Source organism: Parendozoicomonas sp. 2304DJ65-17, from assembly GCF_058148445.1.
In genome coordinates this window covers 91,073-113,290 of record NZ_JBYVJV010000011.1, presented here as the reverse complement: position 1 = coordinate 113,290, position 22,218 = coordinate 91,073, and the positions used below count along the sequence as shown (strand labels likewise).

The window sequence follows — 22,218 nt, the reverse complement described above, 5'->3', positions numbered from 1 at the left end:
AAAAACAGTGGCATCTTCCCAACAGACAGGCTCCCGGCAAGTGGTGGTCTGCGCTCTCTATAAGTTTGTAACTCTCGAAAATTACAAAGACCTCCGTGAACCGCTGTTAACTACCATGACCGAACTGGGTGTGCATGGCACTTTGCTGCTGGCTCAGGAAGGGATTAACGGTACGGTGGCAGGTTCCCGTAAAGGTATTGATCAGCTGTTGAACTGGCTGGAGCAGGATAAGCGACTTAAGCCAATCGAATTTAAAGAGTCTTTCGTGAGTGAGATGCCGTTCAAACGCACCAAGGTGAAGCTGAAGAAAGAGATTGTCACCATGGGGGTTGAAGGTATTGATCCGCTGAAAACAGTAGGCACTTACATTGAACCTAAAGACTGGAATGCCCTGATCAGTGACCCTGATGTAGTTCTGGTAGATACCCGTAACGACTATGAAGTACAGGTGGGTACCTTTAAAGGAGCGGTGAATCCCAACACTGAAACCTTCCGTGAGTTTCCTGTCTATGTGGCAGACAACATGGATAAGAACTCCCAGAAAAAAGTAGCTATGTTCTGTACCGGTGGAATTCGCTGTGAGAAATCCACAGCCTTTATGAAAGAGCAGGGGTTTGAAGAGGTGTATCACCTCAAGGGCGGTGTTCTGAAATACCTGGAAGAAGTGCCGCAGGAAGAAACTCTCTGGGAAGGTGAGTGCTTTGTGTTTGATGATCGGGTAACAGTTAACCATCAGCTGGAGAAGGGCAGTTACGATCAATGCAATGCCTGTCGCTTACCGATTACTGAAGAAGATAAGCAGAGTGAGAAGTACCAGCAGGGCGTAAGTTGCCCGCACTGTTTCGATAAGCTCACAGACCAACAGAAGAAACGCTTTTCTGAACGGGAAAAGCAGATGCAGTTAGCCCGTAGCCGGGGAGAGCATCACTTAGGTGGAGGCGTCGCGGAAACTATTGAGCAGCGACGGATTAAAAAAGCAAAAGAGAGAGAACTGCAGAAAGAGCTTAGCCAGAAGTAGTAGCGGCTGAAGAAGGCAACTCAAAAGCTACGTTTTGGGTTTGTGTTGCTCGGTCAAAGACCAGGGTGGCCTGATAGCGACATCAATACGGGGATGTATTGTTGGAGCGGACAGAGCTGCACAAATCCAAAAACATACGCTGAAGTATTAGTTATCTTACCTGCAGCTGTAACTGCCGCACTTCAACATCCCCGGTTTTCTTGCCTGCCACCATTTGCAGATTGGTCACTTCAATCTGTTCACTATCCAGAGCAACCAGCCACTGCGTAAACCGGGTAAAACTGATCGGTGCAAGTCGCAGGGCTAATCCCTGACTTTGCTGGTTAATGGATTGGATAGTGATGCCGTAGTTGCCAGCACTTTCACTTACCCGGCTGTCCAGCGGTGCTCCACTGTTTGATCCTTGCAAAGGCTTGCTGCCGGCAGCTAATAGCTCAGCAATCTTGATTGCACGATTGCCTGCCTGTTGATAGGCTTTCTGGCTCGCCTGCAGGCGCATTTCAGCCTGCTCTCTGGCAGACAGTGCAGGCTGAACAATAAGGTTATAAACCAGCCAGATAGCCACAACAGCAGCCAGCAAAGAAACAATTTGTTGTTCACGAGAATTCAGTGCTGCCCAACGCTCTCCAAGCGAACTTTTCAGGTTGTGCCAGGTCGTTCTTAACTGTTCCATTATTGCTGGCCCCTTAAAACAATCACTCCGGTGGCTGTATCACCATTTTGCTCCAGAGATTCAAGGCTGATGACGCTGGTGGTGCTCAGATCATTACGCAGGCTGGTAATACTGTTCATAGAATCGGCTTGAGCAGTGATTTTCAGAAGCTGCTGATCGTGGTTGTAACTCAGTGACTGAGCCTTAACAGAGTCGTAAGACTTCATGACGGGAGCCAGTTTGCCAAGCTGGACCAGCAGGCTACTGCTGTCGGTTTGCCCAGATTCCAGTTCCGCCAGTTTACGGTTCATCTGAGGAATCAGGCGAATAATACGTTCTCCCGGAAACAGTTGTTGATAGAGGCTTCTGGATTCTTGCTGCAGGGCTGAGGCCTGTGCATCAATCTGCCAGGTACCATAAAGACTGCTTCCCAACCATACGGCCAATGTTGTGCAACCAAGTGTCAGTGCTCTGCGCCAGATTTGAAAGCGACTCTGCTGCTGACCAGATACCTCGTAGGCTCCCTGCAGTAGATTGGTTATTTCTGTTAAGGCACCTGGCCCGAGAGTTTTCAGGGGATTGGTGTCGTCCTGCAGGCTGCCATGGTTTACCCGGTGGATCTGCTTGTCTTCATCAATACTGGCGAGATAATGATCAAGCCAGTAGTTGTCGCATGTGGCTATTTGCCACTGACCATGACGTATTAGCCAGTGGTCATCCATGCGGTAGACATCAATAGCTTCTTTATTGGTTGGAAGCGCAAGTGTTTCTGGAATCAGCGTGTTGCAATGAATTTCCGCCTGTTCCAGCCATTCTGTCCATTGTTCCATCCAGCGGTGTTCAATAATCGCCAGATACAACAAGTCATTGGCATGTTCCAGGATACTGATATGCAGATCATCCACATCGCCAGCCAGATCATCTTCGAGCCGATAAGGGAGCGATTTAACTACCACATTGGTCAGTCGGCCGGGCATGTCCAGCTCTCGCAGGGTAACCAGTTCCCCAGGTACCAGAACTATAACCTGTCGCCCCTGGCTGTAATCCGTCAGCTGGTTGAGCTCACGGGATGATGGAAGGCGACCGCTGTCTTCAATCTCAACGAGTTCGCCCACTGCATCGTGGGCACAGGTTTGCCAGTAAACCGTTTCATCTTTACCTGTGGGCAGGCGCAGTAGCAGAGAGTGTTTCATTGTGATGTTATGAGTCTCCAATACGACGGCGTACGGTTATAAGTTTCTGATCGGTTTCCCTGACCAGCAGGCTCTGAAAGTGCTCGCTGTTTTCCTGAACCTGAATGCGGGCGCTGACTTCAAAATAACGGCTGGTGACAGCCAGCGTCTGGGTGAACTTGCTGACAGTTGCCAGTTCCGCCGGCAGTTCCTGAATAAAATCATCCGTTGTTTTCCAGCCTTCCCGTGGGCGGCCGTTGAGCAGTGATTCTGCCTTAGAAATACTTATCTGGTTGTCAGTGATGGCAGCCAGCAGTGCTGGTTGGCTGACAGAAAGGGTATTGATGTTAAAACTCAGCTTGGTATCTGATAGTGCACACAAATAAGGACTGACCTTTTGAGCTATAGAGGCAGTGACTCCCATAACTGCTCGCCATTCACTGGCATCACGCATGCTGGTATCTGCAGGCAGGTAAGGTACCGGCAGCGACAGGTAATCATTATCGCTTGCTCCCTGCACAGATTGTTGGCGCCGATCTGGATAAACCCAGTCCCGGGTTGCTTCAACAATCTGCTCAGCCTGGATTTCTTCAATGCCAAGATTGATCAGCAGAGCCCGAAATACTGTGACGGATCTTGGTTTTGCAGGAGGAGAGCTGTTGCGATCATCCGGTAGAGCCAGACTGTTGAGATTAAAGCAGCTTTGTCGGTCAGTAATTGTTTGGGTAATGGTGCCTTTATCCAGAGGAAAACTGCGATCCTGCAAAGCCCAAACCTGCGAGAGATGAACAGTCTGGTTGTTATCAGCAAAGTCCCGCATAAGAGCCTGCTTGGCCATCTCTTCGGCTGATATGCCATACCAGTAAATCTGCTCCTGGTTTTGCAGGGCAGAACTGAAGCGCACCTGCCGCCCAAGCCCCTCAGACAGGCCAGCCACAAGCAGAACAGCCAGGGTCAGAACAATCAAAACACTCAGCAGTGCCAGCCCGTTCTGATTGGCGGGCTGTGGTTGGGAGCGGTAGGAATTAGCCATCTTCACTGTTCCCCCAAGAAGATGGAATCAGAAATCGGCGTTCAATCTGGCCGTAGCGTTCATGCTCAAAGCTGATGGATATGGCCTCCGGGAAAGCTTCATTGTTCAGCCGGTCATGCCACTGGTTTCGAAAATAGAACTGAAAATCCAGATTGTTTATATCGCTGATAAGTGTACGAAATTCCGGTGTTGTGGCTGACGGTTTATCCAGAATCTGGTCGTATCCGCGCTGCAGAGTATTTTTTTGCTGCCGGTAGTAGACACGCTGTAAAGTGGAGCGTGGCAGTTGTTGTTCATTATTATGCCAGCCCGCCCGTACAAATGAGAGTGACTGGCCAGTGCCTGCCACTGCATTGTTTATAAACAGGCTTTTACCCGTTGAACGACTGCCAATACGGGTACTGCGATCGATCAGCTGGCGAATATCTCGCTTGATCAGCAAAAAGGCGTAATCAAGTTCGTGCAGATAACTCTCGCTTTCCAGTTGGGCATCACGGGTGCGGGTGATTGTATTCAGCATCTGCCAGGCGGCCAGACTTACCATGGCAAAAATAGTAATCGCCAGCAGCATCTCCAGCAGGGTAAACCCTCCAGCCGGAGTTTGGCGTCTATTTCTAACAGGCAGTCTACTCATGGTTGTTGATACATATGGCTTTGCAGCTGGGCCAGAGGGGCTTCGCTGGTTTTGTGCTCACGAACTTCCACTTCTACTGCGCGAAAGCCTTTGGTAACCGTTTTGATACTGCGGCTGCGGACAAACCATTCTCGATCCGCCAGCGTTGTGCGGCTCTCCTGCCACTCTTCAGCAGGCCATTGCCGGGAGAGCTGAATATCAGTCATGGCGTTTTCTGCCACCCAGTAGGCCGGCCGTTTGGTGTTCAGGTACTGGCTGTTGATTAAACCTTCCCGGGTTGTGCCAATCAGAGCCATACCGGCGATAGCCAGCACCGCTAGTGCGACCATAACTTCCAGTAAGGTAAAGCCTGAGTCATTACTAAGTTGTCTGGACATAGATTTCCCCAGACTCCTTCAGAGAAACAGAGCGACACAGCTGCTCTTCCTTAAGGCAAAGAGTGATAGTGGCGGGTGATATCTCGCCGCTTTCCCAGAAGTAGAGCTGTGGAGCTTGTTCCTGCTTCTGCTTGTTCAACGACCGCTTATGTTGAGTCAGGGCTGGTGCCCAGAATGAACTTCCAGGCTGAATACTCAGTTGTATATCGCCTGGCAGAGTGATCGCTTTCAAATAACGCTGGTTGACCCACCGCAACTTGTTCTTGCCTGGATCGTCTTTGCGAACAAAGCTGTAACCCTGTTTCTGCTCGTTACTTTTTAAGCCAATCACCCGACCGCTGGTCAGGGCTGTTTCATGGGCAAAGCGTAATTGGGCGGCCAGTCGTTCGGTCAGTTGGTTGAGTTGTTGAGGTCCACTGTTTGAGGGCAGTCTCGGCACAATGGCCGTTGCCGTCAGTCCCAGCAGAACAAACACCAGCATCACTTCCAGAAGAGTAAAACCCTGATCAAACCGGCCACCAGAGAGCATCAGATATTCCAGTTACCAATATCCTGGTCGGTACCTGTCTGGCCATCGGGGCCAGCGGAGAACACATCAATCTCACCGTATTCGCCGGGTACCTGCAGGTAGTAAGGGTTACCCCATGGGTCAGTCGGTAGACGACGGATATAGCCGTTCTTGCGGTAACTCTTTGGCTCAGGGAAACCAGAAGGTTTGCTGACCAGAGCTTCCAGCCCCTGCTCATTGGATGGATAGATATTGTTATCCAGCTTGTACATATCCAGTGCACTCTCCAGAGAGGAGATATCACTGATGGCTTTCTGGCGGTCGGCCTTGTCTTTATTGCCCAGTACATTGGGAGCTACCATGCTGGCTAGGATGCCGAGGATCACGATAACCACCATGATTTCCAGCAGGGTGAAACCTTTCTGCTGGTGGCGGTTGGTCATTGTTTTGTTTGTATTCATAGAATTACTCTCCTGAATCATCAGCCCATCAGGCTGTTGAGATCCATCATCGGGGTGAGAATGGCCATAACAATAAACAGAACCAGTCCGGCCATAGTGACGATCATTAACGGTCCAAAAATTCCCAGGGCAATATTGACTTGGTCTTCAAAAAGCTTGTCCTGAGCATTGGCGGCACGCAGCAGCATATTGTCCAATTCTCCAGAGCGTTCACCGCTGGCAATAATGTGCAGCATCATTGGGGAGAACAGACCGGTTTGATCTAGAGCTGACCAGAAGGCACCCCCTTCACGTACCTGCTCGGATGCGTTCATCAGTGTTGAGCGGATATGGCTGTTGGACATCACCTGCGCTGAAATGCGCATGGCTTCAACCAGTGGCACGGTGCTGCTGATCAGAATGCTGAGGGTGCGGGCAAAGCGGGCAATATCAACGCCTGCCAGAACGGGGCCAAAAACCGGCATTTTCAGGATATGCCGGTCGTAATTCAGTTTGAGCTTTTCATGTTTCAGAGCGCGCTGTCGTATAACCAGCAGAGCAATGATCACGGCGAACACTTTCATACCGTGGTTCTGCACAAAATTGCTGGCAGTGATCAGTGCCTGAGTCATTTCCGGCAGGTTACGGCCGGCCATATCGAACTGTTCAACAACAGTAGGTACCACCGTTGTCAGCAGGGCGATAACCACCGAAACCATCACAAAAGCCAGTACTGCCGGGTAGATCAGTGCCTGAGTCAGCTTGCTGCGAATCTGCTGTTTCTGTTCGGTGTAATCAGCGAGACGTTCAAGAATAGCGTCCAGATGCCCGGACTTTTCACCAGCAGCAATCATTGCACGGTACAGAGTATCGAAGGTGCCGGGGTAAGCAGCCAGAGCATCGGACAGAGTATGGCCTTCAAGTACTTTGGCCCGAATAGCGATAATCATCACTGACAGGTGTTTTTTCTGTACCTGCTTGGAGAGAGCCTGCAAACATTCATCTATCGGGATTGAGGCGGCCACTAAAGTGGCTAGTTGTCGTGTGATCAGTGCAACTTCGGAAGCACTGGCCTGACGTTGAAACAGGTTGGATTTAACCTTTTCTGTCGCGGCGCTGGCTGCTTCCGTCTCTTTGATTTCAACGGGAGACAAACCTTCCGAGCGCAGAGTCTGGCGCAACAGGCGAGGGGAATCTGCTTCCTGTACGCCTTTGCGCACCTTGCCGCGGGTATCGAGTGCAGAGTAGGCGTATAACGTCATGCCCGGGTCACCCGCAGAACTTCTGAGAGTGTGGTGTCACCAGTCAGCACACGACTGAAGCCGTCAACACGAATGCTGCAGTTATCCTGTAGCATCACTTTTTCCATCTCGGCTTCGCCAGCACCGTCATGAATCAGCTGGCGAATATCATCGTTAACCAAGAACAGTTCATAAATACCGGTACGGCCAATATAACCTGTATGATTGCAGGCGCTGCAACCTCTTTCCCGCCATATGGGACGATAATCTCCGGGAGGCAAACCTAAAACTTCACGCTCTGCTTCGGTGCAAACTTCTGACTCACAACAGTGGGGGCAGAGAGTTCGTACCAGTCGCTGTGCCAGCACTCCCAGTAAACTTGAAGAAAGCAGGAAGGGTTCAACACCCATATCCCGCAGACGGGTTACAGCGCCGGAAGCGGTATTAGTATGCAGGGTGCTTAACACTAGGTGGCCGGTCAGAGAGGCTTGTACAGCAATCTCGGCGGTTTCCAGATCCCGGATTTCACCGATCATGACGACATCAGGATCCTGACGAAGAATCGCGCGTAACCCCCGGGCAAAAGTCATATCAACTTTGGGGTTTACCTGGGTCTGGCCGATGCCCTGCAGGTCGTACTCCACCGGGTCTTCAACTGTCATAATATTGCGTTCCGGCGTGTTGATTTCACTCAGGCCGGAATACAAAGTGGTGGTTTTACCTGAGCCAGTTGGGCCAGTCACAAGTAGAATGCCGTGGGGTTTTTGCAACATGTTACGGAACTGGGAACAGACCTTCTCCGACATGCCTGAACTGCTCAAATCATGTTGGATACTACTGCGATCCAGCAGACGCAACACGATGCGCTCACCGTGGCGGGTGGGCATGGTGGATACTCGTACATCCACCGCGCGGCCGCCCAGTTTCAGTGATATACGACCATCCTGGGGCACCCGTTTTTCAGCGATATCCAGTTTGGCCATTACCTTGATTCTGGATACCAGCAATGCGGCGAGTTTGCGCTGAGGCTTGAGGATTTCTCTTAATACACCATCTATCCGGAAACGAATCACCAGATAGTTTTCAAAGGTTTCGATATGAATATCGGAAGCACCATCGCGAATGGCTTCGCTGAGCATGGCATTGATCATACGAATGATCGGTGCACCATCATCGGCTTCCAAGAGGTCTTCATTTTCCGGCAACTCTTCCGCCAGAGCCTGAAGCTCGGTATCGCTGCCAATATCATTCATAAGCTGACGTGCAGCGGAAGAATCCTGCTGGTAAAACTCAGACAGCTTCTTGTTGAATTCATCTTCTGACAGCTTGCGGGGGCGAAACGGCCCAGATAAAACCCTGCGTACTTCGGTGAGGGTACTCGACTCTGGCAGGCTGTCGTAATAGAGATGGTAATCATCTCCAATCTTATCCAGCAGTACCCGAAACCGGTTGGCAAAGGAGAAGGGCAGAGTGACTGTTTCACCAGCAGTCATCAGAGGCTTGCCTCCTGGCTGTTGGTAAACACAAATTCTTTAGCTACCACAAGCTTCTGGCCAACTTCCAGCACAGTACTATTAAGGCGGTTCAAGGCCATTAACTGAGTCACGGATAAACCGTTGCGTTTTGCCAGTGAGTACAGGGTGTCGCCTTTTATAACGGTGTGATAAATCCTGCGAACTTCAGGCTTTGGAGCAGGTTCTGGCTCGGGCTGAATGACAACGGCAGGTTGAGTGGTTTTGTCTACAGAGACTGGTGCTGGCGCTGGTGTTGCTATAGTTTGAGTCACTTCTGTTTTTTCAGTAGCAACTTGGAGCGATGTCTCGACAGGTTCATCTTCGTCAGTGATCAAAGCATAAGGGCGTACGACTTCCGGTAAAACAGGGATGCTGGTGAGCGGCATCAGACTGATACCTTCCTGGTCATGCTCCAGCTGCTCGGCACGAATCAGGCTGTATTTATCAGCGCTGATGGTTTTCATCATATCGTCGTCACGAATAATGGTCGGGCGTATAAACACCATCAGGTTGCGTTTGACTTTACGACTGGACGTGGAGCGGAACAGATGTCCCAGCACCGGGATATCCCCGAGCAGCGGTACTTTGGATTTACTTTCCTGAACATCGTCGTCCATGATGCCACTGATCACTACGGTATCGCCGCTGCGAACCATAACAGATGTTTTGACTTCCCTTGTTGAAAAGGTGACATCTACAGTGGTGCGACCGTTCACCTTCGAAACTTCCTGTTCAATGTCCAGGCGAACAGCATCACCTTCGTTGATCTGGGGTGTCACCTTGAGTTTTACCCCAACCTGGCGGCGTTCAATGGTCTGGTAAGGGTTGTCATTGTTGTCACCAGTGGAAGAGCCTGTAATAGTGGGAACCTCATCACCCACGACAAATGATGCAGGCTGGTTATCCAGAGTCATCAGGCTGGGAGTGGAAAGTACATTGGATTCTGAGGCTGTAGATACTGCCTGGATCAAAGACGCCCAATTGCCAGAACTGATAGAGAAAGCAACACCTGACAGGCTGGACAATGTATTCGCTAGCGAGGAGTAGTCGCCGGGTTTATCCGGGTTAATGGTTCTGTTGCCATTGCTGTCGATAATAGTGGTGCCTTTTTCTCCCTGGGCTTTGGATATCCCAAGCAGAATCTGGGATGCAGGAATGGTCGTGCCATCATTGAACTGCAACAGGGCGCCATCTTTGCTGGCCAGTTGCAGTGAAAGGTCAATACCGTCCGATTCTCCAACTTCGGCAATAATGGCTTCCACCATTACCTGAGCACGACGGATGTCCAACTGCTCAATTAATCCCTCAAGAGATTTCATCAGTGCTGGCTGGGCAGTAATTATCAGCGCGTTGTTCTCTTCGTGAGCGGTGATGCTGTAGGACTTTTTATTTCCGCTACCTTGGTTTGAGACAGCTGCTGCACCTTCCAGAACTTTCTTCAGGCTTTCTGCACGGGCATAACGCAGATAGAAAACTTTATCGTTATCAAGATTGTTGGCGCGTTCATCGTCCAGCCTTAAGGCAAGGCTGCGCATACGGTCGATCATTTCCGGGGTACCAGAAAGAATAATCTGGTTGCCCTGCTCATTAGCGACAATAGTCGTCAGGTTGTTGGCTGTGTCTTTACCCAGATACACACTGGTGAGAATGCGGGACATCTCTTTGGCAGAGGTGTGTGCCAGAGTGACAATAGCAATAGACTTTGCTCCTACCTGATCAATCCGGCGAACAATATTGACCAGACGTTCGACGTTTCCTGCGCGACCGGTAATAATCAAAATATTGGAAGGATTAAAATTCACCACGTTCCCGTAAGTGGCATTCATTTGTCGCAGAATGGGCGCCAGTTCTCGTGCAGGTACGTTATTGACTGGCAGAACCCAGGTCACCAGGCTGTCGTCGGGGTTACCGAATTTATTAACCAGAGGCAGTGGGGCATCTTTGCTGTTTTTGCTTTTGATAACCTTCAGAACATCATTGTTTTGTGTAATCACCCCGTAACCATGCATTTCCAGCACACTCAGAAAAAGCTGGTAGTACTGTTCCCGGGTGAGGTTGCTGTATGAGCGAACGGTTATGGTGCCAGTCACGCCTGGATCAATAATGATGGTGCGACCAAGGGTTGCACTGATGGTATCGATAAATTCGGTGATATTGGCCTTGTTGAAACTGGCCGAATAACCCTGGGCCTGTGCTGGCCCAGTAAGTGTTATGGCCAGCAGCAGGGCGGACAGGAGTGAGAGACAAAAACGCAACATTTTAAAAAGTCCTGTAATCCCTGGCTTTATAATTATTCAAAGAAATCAGTCAAAAAACCCAACCACTAAATTGAGAGATCAATGCGGTGGAGTTGACCAGCACGTTCAACTGTAAAAGTGGCCTCTTCAGAGAACTCAAGTTCTGCGATGACTTCTTCGGCATCATCAGAGTTGGTTAAGTCATAACCATTGATAGCTACTGCAAGATCGTTTTCTTTCAGGCCAGCATTGAGGAATCGATCAGCATCCCGTTTTGGTGTTAATCGATAACCAATAGTTTTTTTATCTCTTTGTACCGAGGAAAGTGCCACCAGCTCATCCAGAGACAATGGTGTATCTGGTGGGAGGGCGGTTTCCACTACCTGTTGCACTGCCTGGTTAGTGGTGTGTGGTCTGTTCTTTTGATCCGGGTAAAGAAGGATGGCCTCCTCCCGTCCCTGATAATAAATTAATACCCGGTCCGGCAGTATGGCCTGGACCTTGGCCTGCGTGTTGTGGATTGTTTCGCCAATACGCAGCACCTTCTGTTGTCCGCCGGATTCCAGAATAGCCAGGACTTTATCGTTGTCAGTGTGAGCCAGCAGGCCTGCGATTTTTACTTTTAATCTGGACTTTGGCACTACGTCAGATGTTCTCGCTGTGGAAGGTTTCCTGGTGGTTTGATCGCCAAAGAGGTGGAAAGACTGTAATACAGCAAATGATTCGCTTTGAGAGACTGGCGTGGCTGGTGTGATTGAAGATAGATCTATTACGGTAAAACTTGGGCTGCTTTGGTCTTCATAAACAGTTTTTCCCATTAGACCAATTTGGAGCAGGAGCACCAGCACAAGCAGAGCTTCAACAGTCTTTACCATAGAGTTCTGGTTAAAGACTGATGTTAATGCTCTCAAGTTGTCGTTTAAGTCCATACTGCTCAACACAACAGCCTAATATTCACGGTACATGGTTTCTGACCGGATACTGGGGATACCCGGAAATATTTAATTTATCGAAACGAGGTTGGATTAACCTGAAGGGATTGAGCCATAACCAGTGGATAAAGGTAAACGGATTCCTATGGATAATTGTGAATCTGTGGAATATTTAACACTTTCCCGAAAAGTGCTTGATTCTGCCTTTGAAACTGTAAAGCCGTTATCTGTGCTTTTGCTTGTTAAAATAATATTTGTTTTTCTTACATCATATTTGTTTGTTTTTTTGGAATGGTTGTTCTTAATTAAACGATTATTTTTGCAGATTAAATGAAATAGATTTTCCCATTTTATTCTCATGAAATTTGCTAGCTTTGCTTTCTTATTTTTTCACTATCGAAGTTGATTTGAAAGGGTGTCTTTTCAGATCGGCTCTTAGAAATCTGGTAAATCGTCTTTTGAGTTTGTTGTGCTTAGTTTTATAAGCTCACCTAATGAGTTATTAAATATTTTATCCCTAAATTTTGAAGGTTTTAAAGATGATTCTGCTAAACCTTTGGGCTTGTTCCTCTATTTAACCTGAAGTGTTTAAGAAAGTCTGGGCTTGCCAGTCTGGAAGATGAATTTTTCGTTTCCTGTTATGGGTGTATTACATTGGAGATAGAATGGCTGGCTTTGTTGCGAATGGCCGAATAACACTAAAGATGCTGCGATATTTTCATACCTTGGCTCAGGTTGAACATTTTGGCCATGCTGCAGAACGGTTAAGTATCACAGTGTCTCCCTTAAGCCAGAAGATTAAAGAGCTGGAGGATGTGTTGGGGGTTGAGTTGTTTATCAGAAACTCCCGAAATGTTCAGCTTACCCCGATTGGCTTAAGATTATTCAAAGAGTGTGAAGGGATCTTTGAGCATGTTGAAAGCTCTTTGGGTAGTGTTGTGCGACTTGGTGCTCAAGCTGAAAACACCATATCTGTTGGGTTAACTGGGTCAATCTTTCAATCAGGTTTTGGCTCGATTCTGGATCGATTTCGTCAGAAGTTTCCCCAGTACAAACTGACTTTCCAGGAAATGGAGCCTCGTGATCAGAAACGGAATATTTTGGACAGAACCATTGATGTTGGCTTAACCCGATATGCGGATGCTATTAATCTGGAAGGCCTGTCATCTGTGAACTTTCTCGCCGACGAGATGGTTGTGGTTGTCTCTACACGGCATCGCTTTCGTGGCCGTAGAAGCCTTTCCCTGAGTAATCTCAAGCATGAAGAGTTTGTGCTGGTTAGCCCCGAAAAAACACGTTCGGCGGAAATGGTTATAGAGGCCTGCCTGAAGCAGGGTTTTCGCCCCAATATCCAGCAGCAGATAGTTGACCCCTGCTCTTTGCTGGGGCTTGTTATGGCTAATCAGAACCTTATTTCTATTGTTCCGGACAGCATCGCCCGCCTTTGTGGTAATCATGGGATCAGTATTGTGCCGTTGGAGGAGAGATTGCCTGCAGATCTCTGTGCTATTTATGATGAGTCTCGAGTGTCGCCGGGGCTAAGTGCTTTGCTGGATTTGCTTTATAAGCATGCCACAAAGAAGAAGCCTTACAGTACGGAAGCCGTAACCTTATCCTGAGTCGTACTCCTGTCGGCTTGTACATGGTTTATGCGAAGAGTGACATGATTAAAAAGGCCTGATCCGCAATGAATCAGGCCTTTTTTGTTGCAGCGTGTACGATTACTTCACTTCAAAAGGTTCAAAGATAATGGTTTCGGTAAAGTCGTAGGCAGTACGGTTACCGGCCTTATCGTGCAGTACCAGTTCAGACACACCCCAGATACCAGGTGCAGAGCCCTTGGGCAGGGTAGTGGCACCCACATATTTCTTCCACTTGGCAGGTTCACCGTTGAAGAACAGGGTATGGGTGTTGTTGTGGTATACGCCGAAGTTGTGTTGCTTGCCCTGTGGGTCACGCAGGATATAGTCGGCGGCTTCGATACCGGACTTATCATCGCGGGCCCAGAAGGTCAGCTCAACATTGGTTTCACCATCAGGATTGTCCGGGTTGGTGGGCGTAGCTTCAACATGGATGCACTGCTCATCACCGCTACTGCAGGGTTGAATATTGGCTTCAGGACCCTGGGTGTCTGGGTTGGCATTGCTGTTGTCGATAAACACCGTCGGTGAGGCTTCGTAAGTGCGGTGGTTATCCGCAAACTGGGCGCCACCACGGTTCAGGGCACGATCCTGCATGCTCAGGAAAGCCACTTCGTAGTCACCGGTACGGTAGTATTCGGTGGCGTACATGCTGGTTTGGCACTGGCCGTCGATTTCACCGTCAACGTTCTTGGTGAATGGACCGTACTGGTCTTTGGAGTAGTCGCGATAGTCGTCAGACTTGGTACGGGTAAAGCAACCCCAGTCTTTCATCTTCACGTCTTCATCCGCATCCCACTGGGCGGTCAGCTTACGCACCAGGCGGCAGCTGGACTTACCTTCACAGGAATCACCAGACAGGTGACGCTTGATGTTGCCGTTACGCACTTCCACAGGCATGGGATCGGTCAGATCCACAGTTAGGGAATTGTCGATGTAACGGGGCGCATCAGTGTCTTCAGCTGGGTTGTTCACAAACAGCTGCCAGCCGTAATCGGTGTTGCGCTGGAAGCGCTCGTTACCCACTTCGTCGTTCAGGCGAAGCTGAGCCGGTGCCCACCAGCCGTTCTTGGCGGTGTTAGGAATGGTCAGGGTGCCGCGGAGTTTGTGAGACAGCTTGCCGCCGACAGGCCAGAAGCTCATTTCCATCATGGTGCCCGCTTCGCTGTAGAGACGGGTGTAACCTTTGGAGGCGCCTTCCATGCAGGAATCCAGGGTGCAGGCTTCCTTGGTAGTGTGCAGTTCCAGGTCGATGGTCACGCGCTTGTCTTCTTCCGGACGACCTTCAACCTTGATCTCTACGCGCTTGATCTTGCCAGGATAGATGTAATCCGGGTGTAGGTTCAGCACTTCGAAAGTCAGGTCTGGGCGAATCTCCTGCAGATACATTACGCCGGCCATCAGCTGGTCACGGATGAACTCATACTTGCCAGGTGCGCGGGAGCGCAGCTTGTCTGGGTTGAGCAGGAAGTAGGAGATGCTCTCTGCCATGTCTTCGTTCGGGTTCTTCAGCTGCGCATAGGCAGATACGAAGTTGGTGGTCTTTTTGGCAGACCAGCCGTCCTTCTTGTAGACGATAGCGTTCAGAGTAGCCGGGTTGAAGCCGGAGCGGTGGGTGCCGTCTTCGCCACCTTCCGGGTTGTAAGGCAGGTCATAGAAGTGTTCCATTTCCTTGCCATCCAGGCGGTACCAGTCGGAGAAGGTGTACCACTTCTCTTTCTGGGCTTCGGTGATCCGGTAGTGCCACAGGAAGTGAGACTTCTCGTGGATGATCAGGCGCTGCATGTGTTCAATGTTGTTGCCCTTGAAGGCCAGTTCCATGAACTCGACGTAGCCGGCGCCAGGCCAGGCCACCGCTGGTGCGCCAGGGTAGAGCGGATGGTCGTGACCGTTCTTGCGACGGAACAGATACTTCAAGCCATCTTCATTGTTTTTGCCAGCGCGAATGCGGTGCATGCCGGTGGGCATCTCTTCGAACTGGTTGATGACCATCAGCACTTCTTCGGGAGTGAAGGACTGCCAGGCAGAGGCATCGCGGTCAACATCAGTTACTGCGACATTACGGTACACCTTCTTCAGGTTGGACCAGTGAGCCGGGCCGTTCTTACGGGTATCGATGGTGACACCGAAACGGTTTTCCAGAATGAAGTTGGCGTAGTTCAGGTCGTTACCACCATTGGTGATCTTGCGAACCACGGCATGGTGCAGACGCTTGGAGAAGAACCGGCCTTTACGGCCATCAACAGTCGCAATAGCTGGGTTGGCATAGGTAAAGGTGTCGGTCGCCAGCGTGATGTTTTCACCATTGATCAACAGGTCGTTATTAACCTTCTGAGTGGTGAGCTTCCAGACGCTGCGCTTGTTGTCTTTGCCTTTGCACTTCAGAGAGGTACTGAAGTCGGTACCGTTATAGCAGTGCTTCTGTGGTACCTGCTTCATGGTTTCCAGCAGACGGTAAGCATGATCCTGAGTCCAGGGCAGTTCGCCGCTGTCGTCCAGTACTACATTGTAATCACGGTACAGGATCTGGGCCGCAGCAATGTTGGGAACTTCTTTCTCAACACCGTGAATGGTTACCTTGATCGGCTTGTTAACCGCGGAGGCGTATTCCAGACCACTGACGTTTTCACCTTCACCATCCCAGATAAAGTGGAAGGTGTCGTCACTGATCAGGTTCGGCATGGGCTGCATCAGCAGGTCCAGGCTTTCTCCTGGCTTGCTGGTGATCAGGCCTTTCAGGCGCAGGCCTTCCGCCTGAACCTTGATGGTGTATTCAATTTCCGGATTCAGGTTGTCGAAACGGAAGCTGTCACCGTTAGCCAGCACTGTGTGCAGTTCACCACGGCCGCTGGCAGTCACTACTGCACGGTCAACTGTCAGACCCGCGATGGTGCCGGTAATCACACCTTTTCCGGCAACAGGTTTGTTGCTGGCATCGGGAGTGGTTGATGGTTTCTCGACTACAGGGAGGCCAGGATCAAAAGCGTCGCCGGTTCCGGCATCAGGTGTTTCACCAGCATGGCCTTCTGCTGGCGGGGTTGCTGGAGAGTCGGTTTCAGGCTGGGGTGTTGGCGCAACAACAACAACAACTTCCTGTCCACTTCCGGGTTGGGTTTGCTGGGAATCATTAGGAGTCTCGCTCACAGGTGCTTTGCTGGCGATAACGAGCTGAGGTGCGAATCCGCCCTCGGAGCTGTTAAAGGTAACACCGTTACCCTTGCCGGCTTTGGGGTTTTCGATAACCAGAGAGAGCTGGCCGTTACTGGAAGTTTTGGCCAGTTTGGTGATATCCACTTCCACCCAGCTACGGCTCTGACTGGCGCTCAGAGGCAGAGTGGCAACACCGGCTGAAAGATTAGCCGCAGGTGCGGAGTTCCAGTCGATAGCGCCGACCCAGCCTTGCTGGCCCTGCATAACGTTGAGGGCCACGCTTTTTTTCACCCGTTGTGCGTAAAGCTTCAGGGTGGCTTTATCCAGGTTGGCCAGATCAACACTGTTCAGGTCAAACGTCAGATAAGACTTTCTGTCGAAACTGGTGTTGTGGGAGTTTTTAACAATCAGTTTGGACTGAGAGGCATAGTTATCTGTGGCGTACTTGCCGCCCCGGGTATAGCTGTCATCACTGGGGGTGATATTGGCAGCCATTGCTGTCTGCACAGCAAAAGCCATGGGCAACAGCATTGCCGGCTTTAACCATGTTCGTTTGGGTTGAGGCATATAAGATTTACTCCTTTTGATAAAAAACACCGACAGGACGGCGTAGGCAATCAATATGAAATTTCCTTGATTGCTGGTTTTCTACTGTGTTTTGTTAACGCTGCAGGTGTTGTGAGAGATTGGAGATGTTATTTGCGGAAGAATTTTGCCTGTTCCGCCTGCAGTGTTAGATAAAATGTTAAAAGGGAGTGGCAATTGGGCGTAGTGAAAGAGATCACATTCTTGTTAAGAAAGCGTTTTGAGTTGACCTATGATTAAAGCCCTAACTACTTTCTGCATCCTTTAAGTGTGATTTGGTTCTTGTTTTTTTAGATCAGTTTTTCCATTTTTGATAAATGCTTCTCTTTATGTGCATGTGTGCCTAATCATTTTATTTTCTGTGATTTTTGTTTTTTAAATTGATACGGATATTTATTGATTAATTTTTGTTTTTCAGTTTGTGACTTGATTCTCCTTGTTGAATAAACGCCAACTACCATTTTTTGATTTGTGATTTTTGTCACTCCTTGATTTAAATGCCTTCGGTAATCTGCGCAGCGTAAGGCTTCATCTGTGTGTTTCTAAAGTTTGTTTTGCCTGTTGGTTAGCCGGCCTTCGTTGCTGTATCGAAGGCTTTTGGTTGGCTTTGCTGTGACTCAAGGAGAAATAAAAATAATGCCTCTTCCATGCAAAAGGCAGTTGCTGGCGGTTGCCCTTGGAGCATCTGCTCTGGCTGCCGGCAGTGCTACTGCCCTCGTGGTTCCACCCAGCTTTGATACCTATATACAGGGGGGTGTTAAAGCTGAAAACACCTATCAGCAGAAAAAAAAGCTGGTGGTGAGCAATTCTGTAAATGATGACTTTGACAGAAAGTCCTTCCTCACTTTTGATTTAAAAAGCGTAGAGGGCGCACAGGTTGAAAAAGCAACTCTGCGCTTATACCCCAATAGGATCAGGAGAACTGTAAGTCTGGATATTCACCCGGTTAACGGCACTCTTGCTTCGAGTATCAACTGGAAAAGCGCTCCTGCTGCTAACTTTGGTGTTAAGGGAGCTAGTTTGAGTCTAAGCCCTCACCAGGTTAACAACTGGGTTGAAGTCGATGTGACAAATCTTGTTGTTGGTGGTGCAGCGGGGCAGTTGAACCTTCTGGTTCAAAACCTTAAGCAGCAGCGCAAGACTGCGGTTGCATTTTACAGTAGTGAATATGGCAGCAAGGCTCCTCAGCTGGTTATCGCCAAGAAAGAAGTTGCTGAACCTGCTCCAGAAGAGACTCCGGTAACAACACCGGCAGCACCTTCTACCGGTACCGAAGTTGTAATTGCTCCGGAGCCTCAGCCGGTACAACCTGAGCCACAACCAGAAGCACCAGTAACTCCTGTAGAGCCTGTTCTTCCTGTTGTTGATAACGGCAGTGTTCAGCCACAACCGCAACCAGAGCCAACGCCTGAGCCGGTTCAACCTGAACAGCCGGTTGTCGCCAATGCTTCTATTACCGGCACAGTTTCCGGCTTGACCATAGATAGTGCCTACGTGACGGCCAGTGGTGGTGGCGAGTTGCACACTGTGCCAGTTGTTGGTCAAGCCTATGGTTTCTACAACCTCAACCCGGATGTTGAATACACCATCAAGGTTGAAGCGGATGGCCTGCGTCAGAAAGGTGTAACCACCCAGAAGCCTGGCTCAGAATCCATTGATATTTCCCTGAGTGAAGAGCCTACTCCTGATGTGAATGGTCGCTACCACTATGTGTGGGAAGGCGAGAACAAGAGTGTCAGTGGTCTGGAATACTCTTCTGCGGTGAATAAGCCAATCAAGGTTACGGTTCACGGCCAGGAAAAAGAGATCCCTAATATTGCTGCTGCCCAGATGCTGTTCCGGGATTATCGGGTAGTGCTGGACGACACCGGTAATCTGCCCTGGACTCAGGCCCACGCTTACCGGCTGCTGGAAACCTTCCGTCAGGTACCGCAGAAGCACTGCTACGATAAGGCTTCTGTTTTGGGGCTGCCCTGCAAGGGCGACGAAGTCAGCAAAACCGTATGGAAACTCAGTACTGGTGAAGTTGATAACGACATCAAGGTTAACGGTGAGAACGTGACTTTGGCGACGGCCGCTTTCACTTATGCTGAACCAGCTATTGCTACAATCGAAGGCCGTAAGGGCCGTTACTTCTCCAAGCGCCTGCATCACGCTGTAGTTCGCAAGATTACCAATGGTGGTCACGATATGCAGAAGGCGAACTACATTCTGGAGAAGCGTTTCGGTGTCACCATCGATACCCGCAAGAACAGCCGTTACTCCAATCTCTCGAATGTTTACCGCAATATTGCGGTGACCGATGTGGATCGCAATGCCTCTGCCTGGCAGTCCTTCTCTCCTGAAGAAGTGTTGATTGTTATCAACCAGTTCGAAGAGATGCCTACCGGTATGCACGTGATTCGCGGTGGTGCGGATAACAAGAAAGGTCTGAAGTACCTGTTCCGTCGTGCCAACGGCCATGATCATCCGCTTTATCCTGGTGCCCCTGCTGTCGCCTGGCCGGGTGCGGGTTACATCGAGTTTATGGAAAAGGCCTTCAAGGGTGCGAGCCTGGAGCATATGCAGCGACTGGTTCTGCACGAGAAAGCTCACTTCCTGTGGCACTACGTGGTAACACCTGAGCAGAAAGAAGAGTGGATCAAACTGTCTGGCTGGTTCCGTCTGGATGGCCAGGAAGCGGATCATCTTGATGATGCTCCTTACAGCGAAGACGGCGGTAAGGATGGTACTCACGACTCTGGCTTCAACCCGGATACTCTGAATGCCAGTGTGTATGATCCTTCCGGCTGGTCTGCCAAGAAGACGACCAACTTCGTATCAGCCTATGCTCAGCTGAAAAACCCGAACGAAGATCTGGCAGAAAGTATCTCTTACTTCCTGCTGAATCCAGACAAGCTGCGCTCCCGTGCCCCAGGTAAGTACGAATTTATTCGTGACCGTCTGATGGCTGGCATTATGTACCTGCAGGAAATTCGTCCTGACCTGACTTTCGAAGTGCTGAACCTGCATCCGGACTATGTATATCCGGGCAAGATCAAGCGCGTAGAGATCAAGGTGGATGGTGCTGCTAACCAGGATAAGCGTGTAACTATCGATCTGGAACTGCACACCACCAATGGCTGCTCGAAAGAGTCCTGCCTGGAAGGTGCCTCCAGTGCCTTTACCCGTATCTTCAGTGAAGCCGGCACCTTTAAGGATCTGTATTTCTACCCTGTAGGTGGCCGTATTTCCAGCAAGCTGCGTGGCACGCTGACTATTCCTAACACCGCCAAGAATGGCTGGTGGGCACCAGCGCAGATTGCTGTGACCGATCCTTTGGGTAATGAGCGTTTCCAGCGTAATACCGATTACGGCTGGCAGATGTTTATCAACAACCCGGATGAAGACACTGTTGCACCGAAGTATGTGGCTAACTCTCTGTCTCTGGATTTGAGTGAGCCGTTTGCTATCCGTGTGAGTAATGGCAAGAAGTCTGGCAACCTGAATGTTGATAGCTGTGAAGGTCAGTCCAACTGCCGCATGGTTCGTGAACTGACAGCTCGCTGGGATGTAGACGAGGATGTGCGTATGGACCCAAGCAATCCTTGCTTTACCCGTACTGCGTCTGATGATTACAAGACTTACTCTTTTGATCAGTACGGCAGCTTCAGTAAGAATGTGTCCGGTATTGTTGATGGCCAGTGCCAGACCCAGTTCCTGACCACTGAGTACTACCGCACCGGTACCTACCGTGTGGCTCACCTGAGCATGAAGGACCGTGCCCTGAACCGTGGCGGCGCTCAGTTCTCTGACAGTCATCACAGCCGTGAGTCTTCTCCGAAGGTATTCCTGGATAACAGCAATGGCAATCCAGACAGCAAGCCGGTAGAGATGAACATCCAACCTTGCAGCAGTGGTGATGAGCGTTGCATCTCTATCAAGGGTACGCCAACCAATTCGGATAACCCTGATGGGGAAACCAATGTTGTACTGAACTACTGGGTACGGGATGACAAGTCCGGTCTGGATACAGTGTCTTACAACCTGCGTGATCCGCAGGGCGTAAACCACTTCTTCTACGCCTACCACGAGAACACTCATACTCTGTTCTTTAAAGGCGATCCCACCAAATGGAAGAAGTACACTGCCAAGACCACGCTGCCTAAGGGTTCAGCGCCTGGCACCTGGGGTCTGACGGAAATGACCCTGTACGATAAGGCAGGTAACAAGAAGGCCTATGACTTTACCCAGACAGTGATTTTTGAACCGTTTGAAGTGAAGTAACCTTCAATCTCTCTGTATTAAAGGTCTGTCCTGTTCACAGCTCAGGCCTTTAATCGTTTTCATGGCAGCTTTTAATAGTTAGTTCGTTATAACCGGACAAAGAGCAGGGAGTGCGGTAAAAGGCCAGCTCAGGCATAACACCAATCACAAGCTCCGCAGTTGTGTACACCTTGCTGCCGGGGAGTACATGCCCGCCAAAAACTTCTCCCTTCCCATTGGCTATCGCCATATGCAGGTGGCAACCATTAACTGACAGTGTTCCAGACAAGGAAACAATTTCCAGCGGCTCTTTGTAAGCTGTACCGGTTTTGTGATCGGAAAGTCTGAGAGCAGCTGGGTTCAGGCTGCCAGCGCAACTTAAAAGACAACCTGCTTCTATCTTCTCTTGTTTTAGAAAGGCTTTTATTGAATCAAGAAGGTCTTCACCCGGTAGCAGTCGTATTACATGGCAATGTAATGAACTTTTGGTTGAGTGTTTTGTAGAACGACTCATTTGATTCATCTCGGCGTGATGGTATTAATTCAAATAAAGTAGATTAGATAAATAAATTTTGAATGTTTTGTTCAATAAAAACCCTTAAAAATACGCTTCGCAGCAGGTGTCGTCAATCTGTGAAAGTTCCAATGTTTTGTCAGCAAATTGCCAGTATCATGCACCCATCGCTTCGGAAGCAGATGGGGTCTGGTGGCCCTCCCGGTCTTCAAAACCGACGTGAGCCGTAGAGGCTCTGGCAGGTTCGATTCCTGCCTCTTCCGCCAAATTTCATACCAAGGCTGGTTCTGGTTATTAATTCTTAATAACAAGTTCCGGCCTTTGTA

The 22,218-nt window shown here is 49.7% G+C and carries 16 protein-coding genes and 1 tRNA gene; 4 read left to right on the top strand and 13 right to left on the bottom strand.

The window, feature by feature from the left end:
* The first annotated feature begins 7 nt into the window (after positions 1 to 7).
* On the top strand, positions 8 to 1,018 hold the full coding sequence (gene trhO, locus ACY2RR_RS21405) for an oxygen-dependent tRNA uridine(34) hydroxylase TrhO (RefSeq protein ID WP_490110227.1): 1,011 nt from the start codon (positions 8 to 10) through the stop codon (positions 1,016 to 1,018).
* Positions 1,019 to 1,169: 151 nt separating this feature from the next.
* On the opposite strand, the gene ACY2RR_RS21400 is transcribed toward trhO, so the two are convergent.
* The 11 genes from ACY2RR_RS21400 to gspC form a co-directional block, all read right to left on the bottom strand.
* Positions 1,170 to 1,691: a type II secretion system protein M gene (locus ACY2RR_RS21400; protein WP_490110226.1), complete on the bottom strand. Its 522-nt coding sequence runs from the start codon at positions 1,689 to 1,691 to the stop codon at positions 1,170 to 1,172.
* Entirely contained in the window at positions 1,691 to 2,863 is a 1,173-nt protein-coding gene (gene gspL, locus ACY2RR_RS21395) for a type II secretion system protein GspL (RefSeq protein WP_490110225.1), read from the bottom strand. The genes ACY2RR_RS21400 and gspL overlap by 1 nt, the downstream gene beginning before the upstream one ends.
* Before the next feature lie 7 nt (positions 2,864 to 2,870).
* Entirely contained in the window at positions 2,871 to 3,875 is a 1,005-nt protein-coding gene (gspK, locus tag ACY2RR_RS21390; protein ID WP_490110224.1) for a type II secretion system minor pseudopilin GspK, read from the bottom strand.
* Entirely contained in the window at positions 3,868 to 4,509 is a 642-nt protein-coding gene (gspJ, locus tag ACY2RR_RS21385; RefSeq protein ID WP_490110223.1) for a type II secretion system minor pseudopilin GspJ, read from the bottom strand. The genes gspK and gspJ overlap by 8 nt, the downstream gene beginning before the upstream one ends.
* Complete coding sequence (gene gspI, locus ACY2RR_RS21380) at positions 4,506 to 4,886, bottom strand: type II secretion system minor pseudopilin GspI (protein WP_490110222.1); 381 nt, start codon at positions 4,884 to 4,886, stop codon at positions 4,506 to 4,508. Before gspI ends, gspJ begins: the two co-directional genes overlap by 4 nt.
* Positions 4,870 to 5,415, bottom strand: a complete 546-nt coding sequence (gspH, locus tag ACY2RR_RS21375) for a type II secretion system minor pseudopilin GspH (RefSeq protein WP_490110221.1) — start codon at positions 5,413 to 5,415, stop codon at positions 4,870 to 4,872. The genes gspI and gspH overlap by 17 nt, the downstream gene beginning before the upstream one ends.
* A complete protein-coding gene (gene gspG / locus ACY2RR_RS21370; RefSeq protein ID WP_490110220.1) occupies positions 5,415 to 5,855 on the bottom strand; it encodes a type II secretion system major pseudopilin GspG in 441 nt (146 codons plus the stop codon). The genes gspH and gspG overlap by 1 nt, the downstream gene beginning before the upstream one ends.
* Before the next feature lie 20 nt (positions 5,856 to 5,875).
* A complete protein-coding gene (gspF, locus tag ACY2RR_RS21365; RefSeq protein ID WP_490110219.1) occupies positions 5,876 to 7,096 on the bottom strand; it encodes a type II secretion system inner membrane protein GspF in 1,221 nt (406 codons plus the stop codon).
* On the bottom strand, positions 7,093 to 8,568 hold the full coding sequence (gene gspE / locus ACY2RR_RS21360) for a type II secretion system ATPase GspE (RefSeq protein ID WP_490110218.1): 1,476 nt from the start codon (positions 8,566 to 8,568) through the stop codon (positions 7,093 to 7,095). Before gspE ends, gspF begins: the two co-directional genes overlap by 4 nt.
* The gene (gene gspD, locus ACY2RR_RS21355) at positions 8,568 to 10,847 is read right to left on the bottom strand and encodes a type II secretion system secretin GspD (RefSeq protein WP_490110217.1); all 2,280 of its coding nucleotides are present in this window, start codon (positions 10,845 to 10,847) and stop codon (positions 8,568 to 8,570) included. The genes gspE and gspD overlap by 1 nt, the downstream gene beginning before the upstream one ends.
* Positions 10,848 to 10,912: 65 nt before the next feature.
* On the bottom strand, positions 10,913 to 11,701 hold the full coding sequence (gene gspC / locus ACY2RR_RS21350; protein ID WP_490110216.1) for a type II secretion system protein GspC: 789 nt from the start codon (positions 11,699 to 11,701) through the stop codon (positions 10,913 to 10,915).
* A gap of 722 nt (positions 11,702 to 12,423) precedes the next feature.
* Between gspC and ACY2RR_RS21345 the strand changes: the two genes are divergently transcribed.
* Entirely contained in the window at positions 12,424 to 13,377 is a 954-nt protein-coding gene (locus tag ACY2RR_RS21345; protein WP_490110215.1) for a LysR substrate-binding domain-containing protein, read from the top strand.
* Positions 13,378 to 13,479: 102 nt separating this feature from the next.
* On the opposite strand, the gene ACY2RR_RS21340 is transcribed toward ACY2RR_RS21345, so the two are convergent.
* Positions 13,480 to 17,115 carry a CBM96 family carbohydrate-binding protein gene (locus ACY2RR_RS21340; RefSeq protein WP_490110214.1) on the bottom strand — a complete coding sequence of 1,212 codons (3,636 nt, stop codon included), beginning with the start codon at positions 17,113 to 17,115 and terminating at the stop codon, positions 13,480 to 13,482.
* A gap of 654 nt (positions 17,116 to 17,769) precedes the next feature.
* Between ACY2RR_RS21340 and ACY2RR_RS21335 the strand changes: the two genes are divergently transcribed.
* On the top strand, positions 17,770 to 21,399 hold the full coding sequence (locus ACY2RR_RS21335) for a CBM96 family carbohydrate-binding protein (protein ID WP_490110213.1): 3,630 nt from the start codon (positions 17,770 to 17,772) through the stop codon (positions 21,397 to 21,399).
* Between the two features lie 49 nt (positions 21,400 to 21,448).
* On the opposite strand, the gene ACY2RR_RS21330 is transcribed toward ACY2RR_RS21335, so the two are convergent.
* A complete protein-coding gene (locus tag ACY2RR_RS21330) occupies positions 21,449 to 21,892 on the bottom strand; it encodes a PPC domain-containing DNA-binding protein (RefSeq protein WP_490110212.1) in 444 nt (147 codons plus the stop codon).
* A gap of 174 nt (positions 21,893 to 22,066) precedes the next feature.
* On the opposite strand from ACY2RR_RS21330, the gene ACY2RR_RS21325 reads away from it, so the two are divergent.
* Positions 22,067 to 22,158 (top strand) — tRNA-Sec (locus tag ACY2RR_RS21325).
* Positions 22,159 to 22,218: the final 60 nt, after the last annotated feature.

Excerpts from the sequence above, each read along its gene's own strand:
- ACY2RR_RS21400 (WP_490110226.1), bottom strand. The coding sequence starts at position 1,691 with ATGGAACAGTTAAGAACGACCTGGCACAACCTGAAAAGTTCGCTTGGA.
- gspL (WP_490110225.1), bottom strand. The coding sequence starts at position 2,863 with ATGAAACACTCTCTGCTACTGCGCCTGCCCACAGGTAAAGATGAAACG.
- gspK (WP_490110224.1), bottom strand. The coding sequence starts at position 3,875 with ATGGCTAATTCCTACCGCTCCCAACCACAGCCCGCCAATCAGAACGGG.
- gspJ (WP_490110223.1), bottom strand. The coding sequence starts at position 4,509 with ATGAGTAGACTGCCTGTTAGAAATAGACGCCAAACTCCGGCTGGAGGG.
- gspI (WP_490110222.1), bottom strand. The coding sequence starts at position 4,886 with ATGTCCAGACAACTTAGTAATGACTCAGGCTTTACCTTACTGGAAGTT.
- gspH (WP_490110221.1), bottom strand. The coding sequence starts at position 5,415 with ATGCTCTCTGGTGGCCGGTTTGATCAGGGTTTTACTCTTCTGGAAGTG.
- gspG (WP_490110220.1), bottom strand. The coding sequence starts at position 5,855 with ATGAATACAAACAAAACAATGACCAACCGCCACCAGCAGAAAGGTTTC.
- gspF (WP_490110219.1), bottom strand. The coding sequence starts at position 7,096 with ATGACGTTATACGCCTACTCTGCACTCGATACCCGCGGCAAGGTGCGC.
- gspE (WP_490110218.1), bottom strand. The coding sequence starts at position 8,568 with ATGACTGCTGGTGAAACAGTCACTCTGCCCTTCTCCTTTGCCAACCGG.
- gspD (WP_490110217.1), bottom strand. The coding sequence starts at position 10,847 with ATGTTGCGTTTTTGTCTCTCACTCCTGTCCGCCCTGCTGCTGGCCATA.
- gspC (WP_490110216.1), bottom strand. The coding sequence starts at position 11,701 with ATGGTAAAGACTGTTGAAGCTCTGCTTGTGCTGGTGCTCCTGCTCCAA.
- ACY2RR_RS21345 (WP_490110215.1), top strand. The coding sequence starts at position 12,424 with ATGGCTGGCTTTGTTGCGAATGGCCGAATAACACTAAAGATGCTGCGA.
- ACY2RR_RS21340 (WP_490110214.1), bottom strand. The coding sequence starts at position 17,115 with ATGCCTCAACCCAAACGAACATGGTTAAAGCCGGCAATGCTGTTGCCC.
- ACY2RR_RS21335 (WP_490110213.1), top strand. The coding sequence starts at position 17,770 with ATGCCTCTTCCATGCAAAAGGCAGTTGCTGGCGGTTGCCCTTGGAGCA.
- ACY2RR_RS21330 (WP_490110212.1), bottom strand. The coding sequence starts at position 21,892 with ATGAGTCGTTCTACAAAACACTCAACCAAAAGTTCATTACATTGCCAT.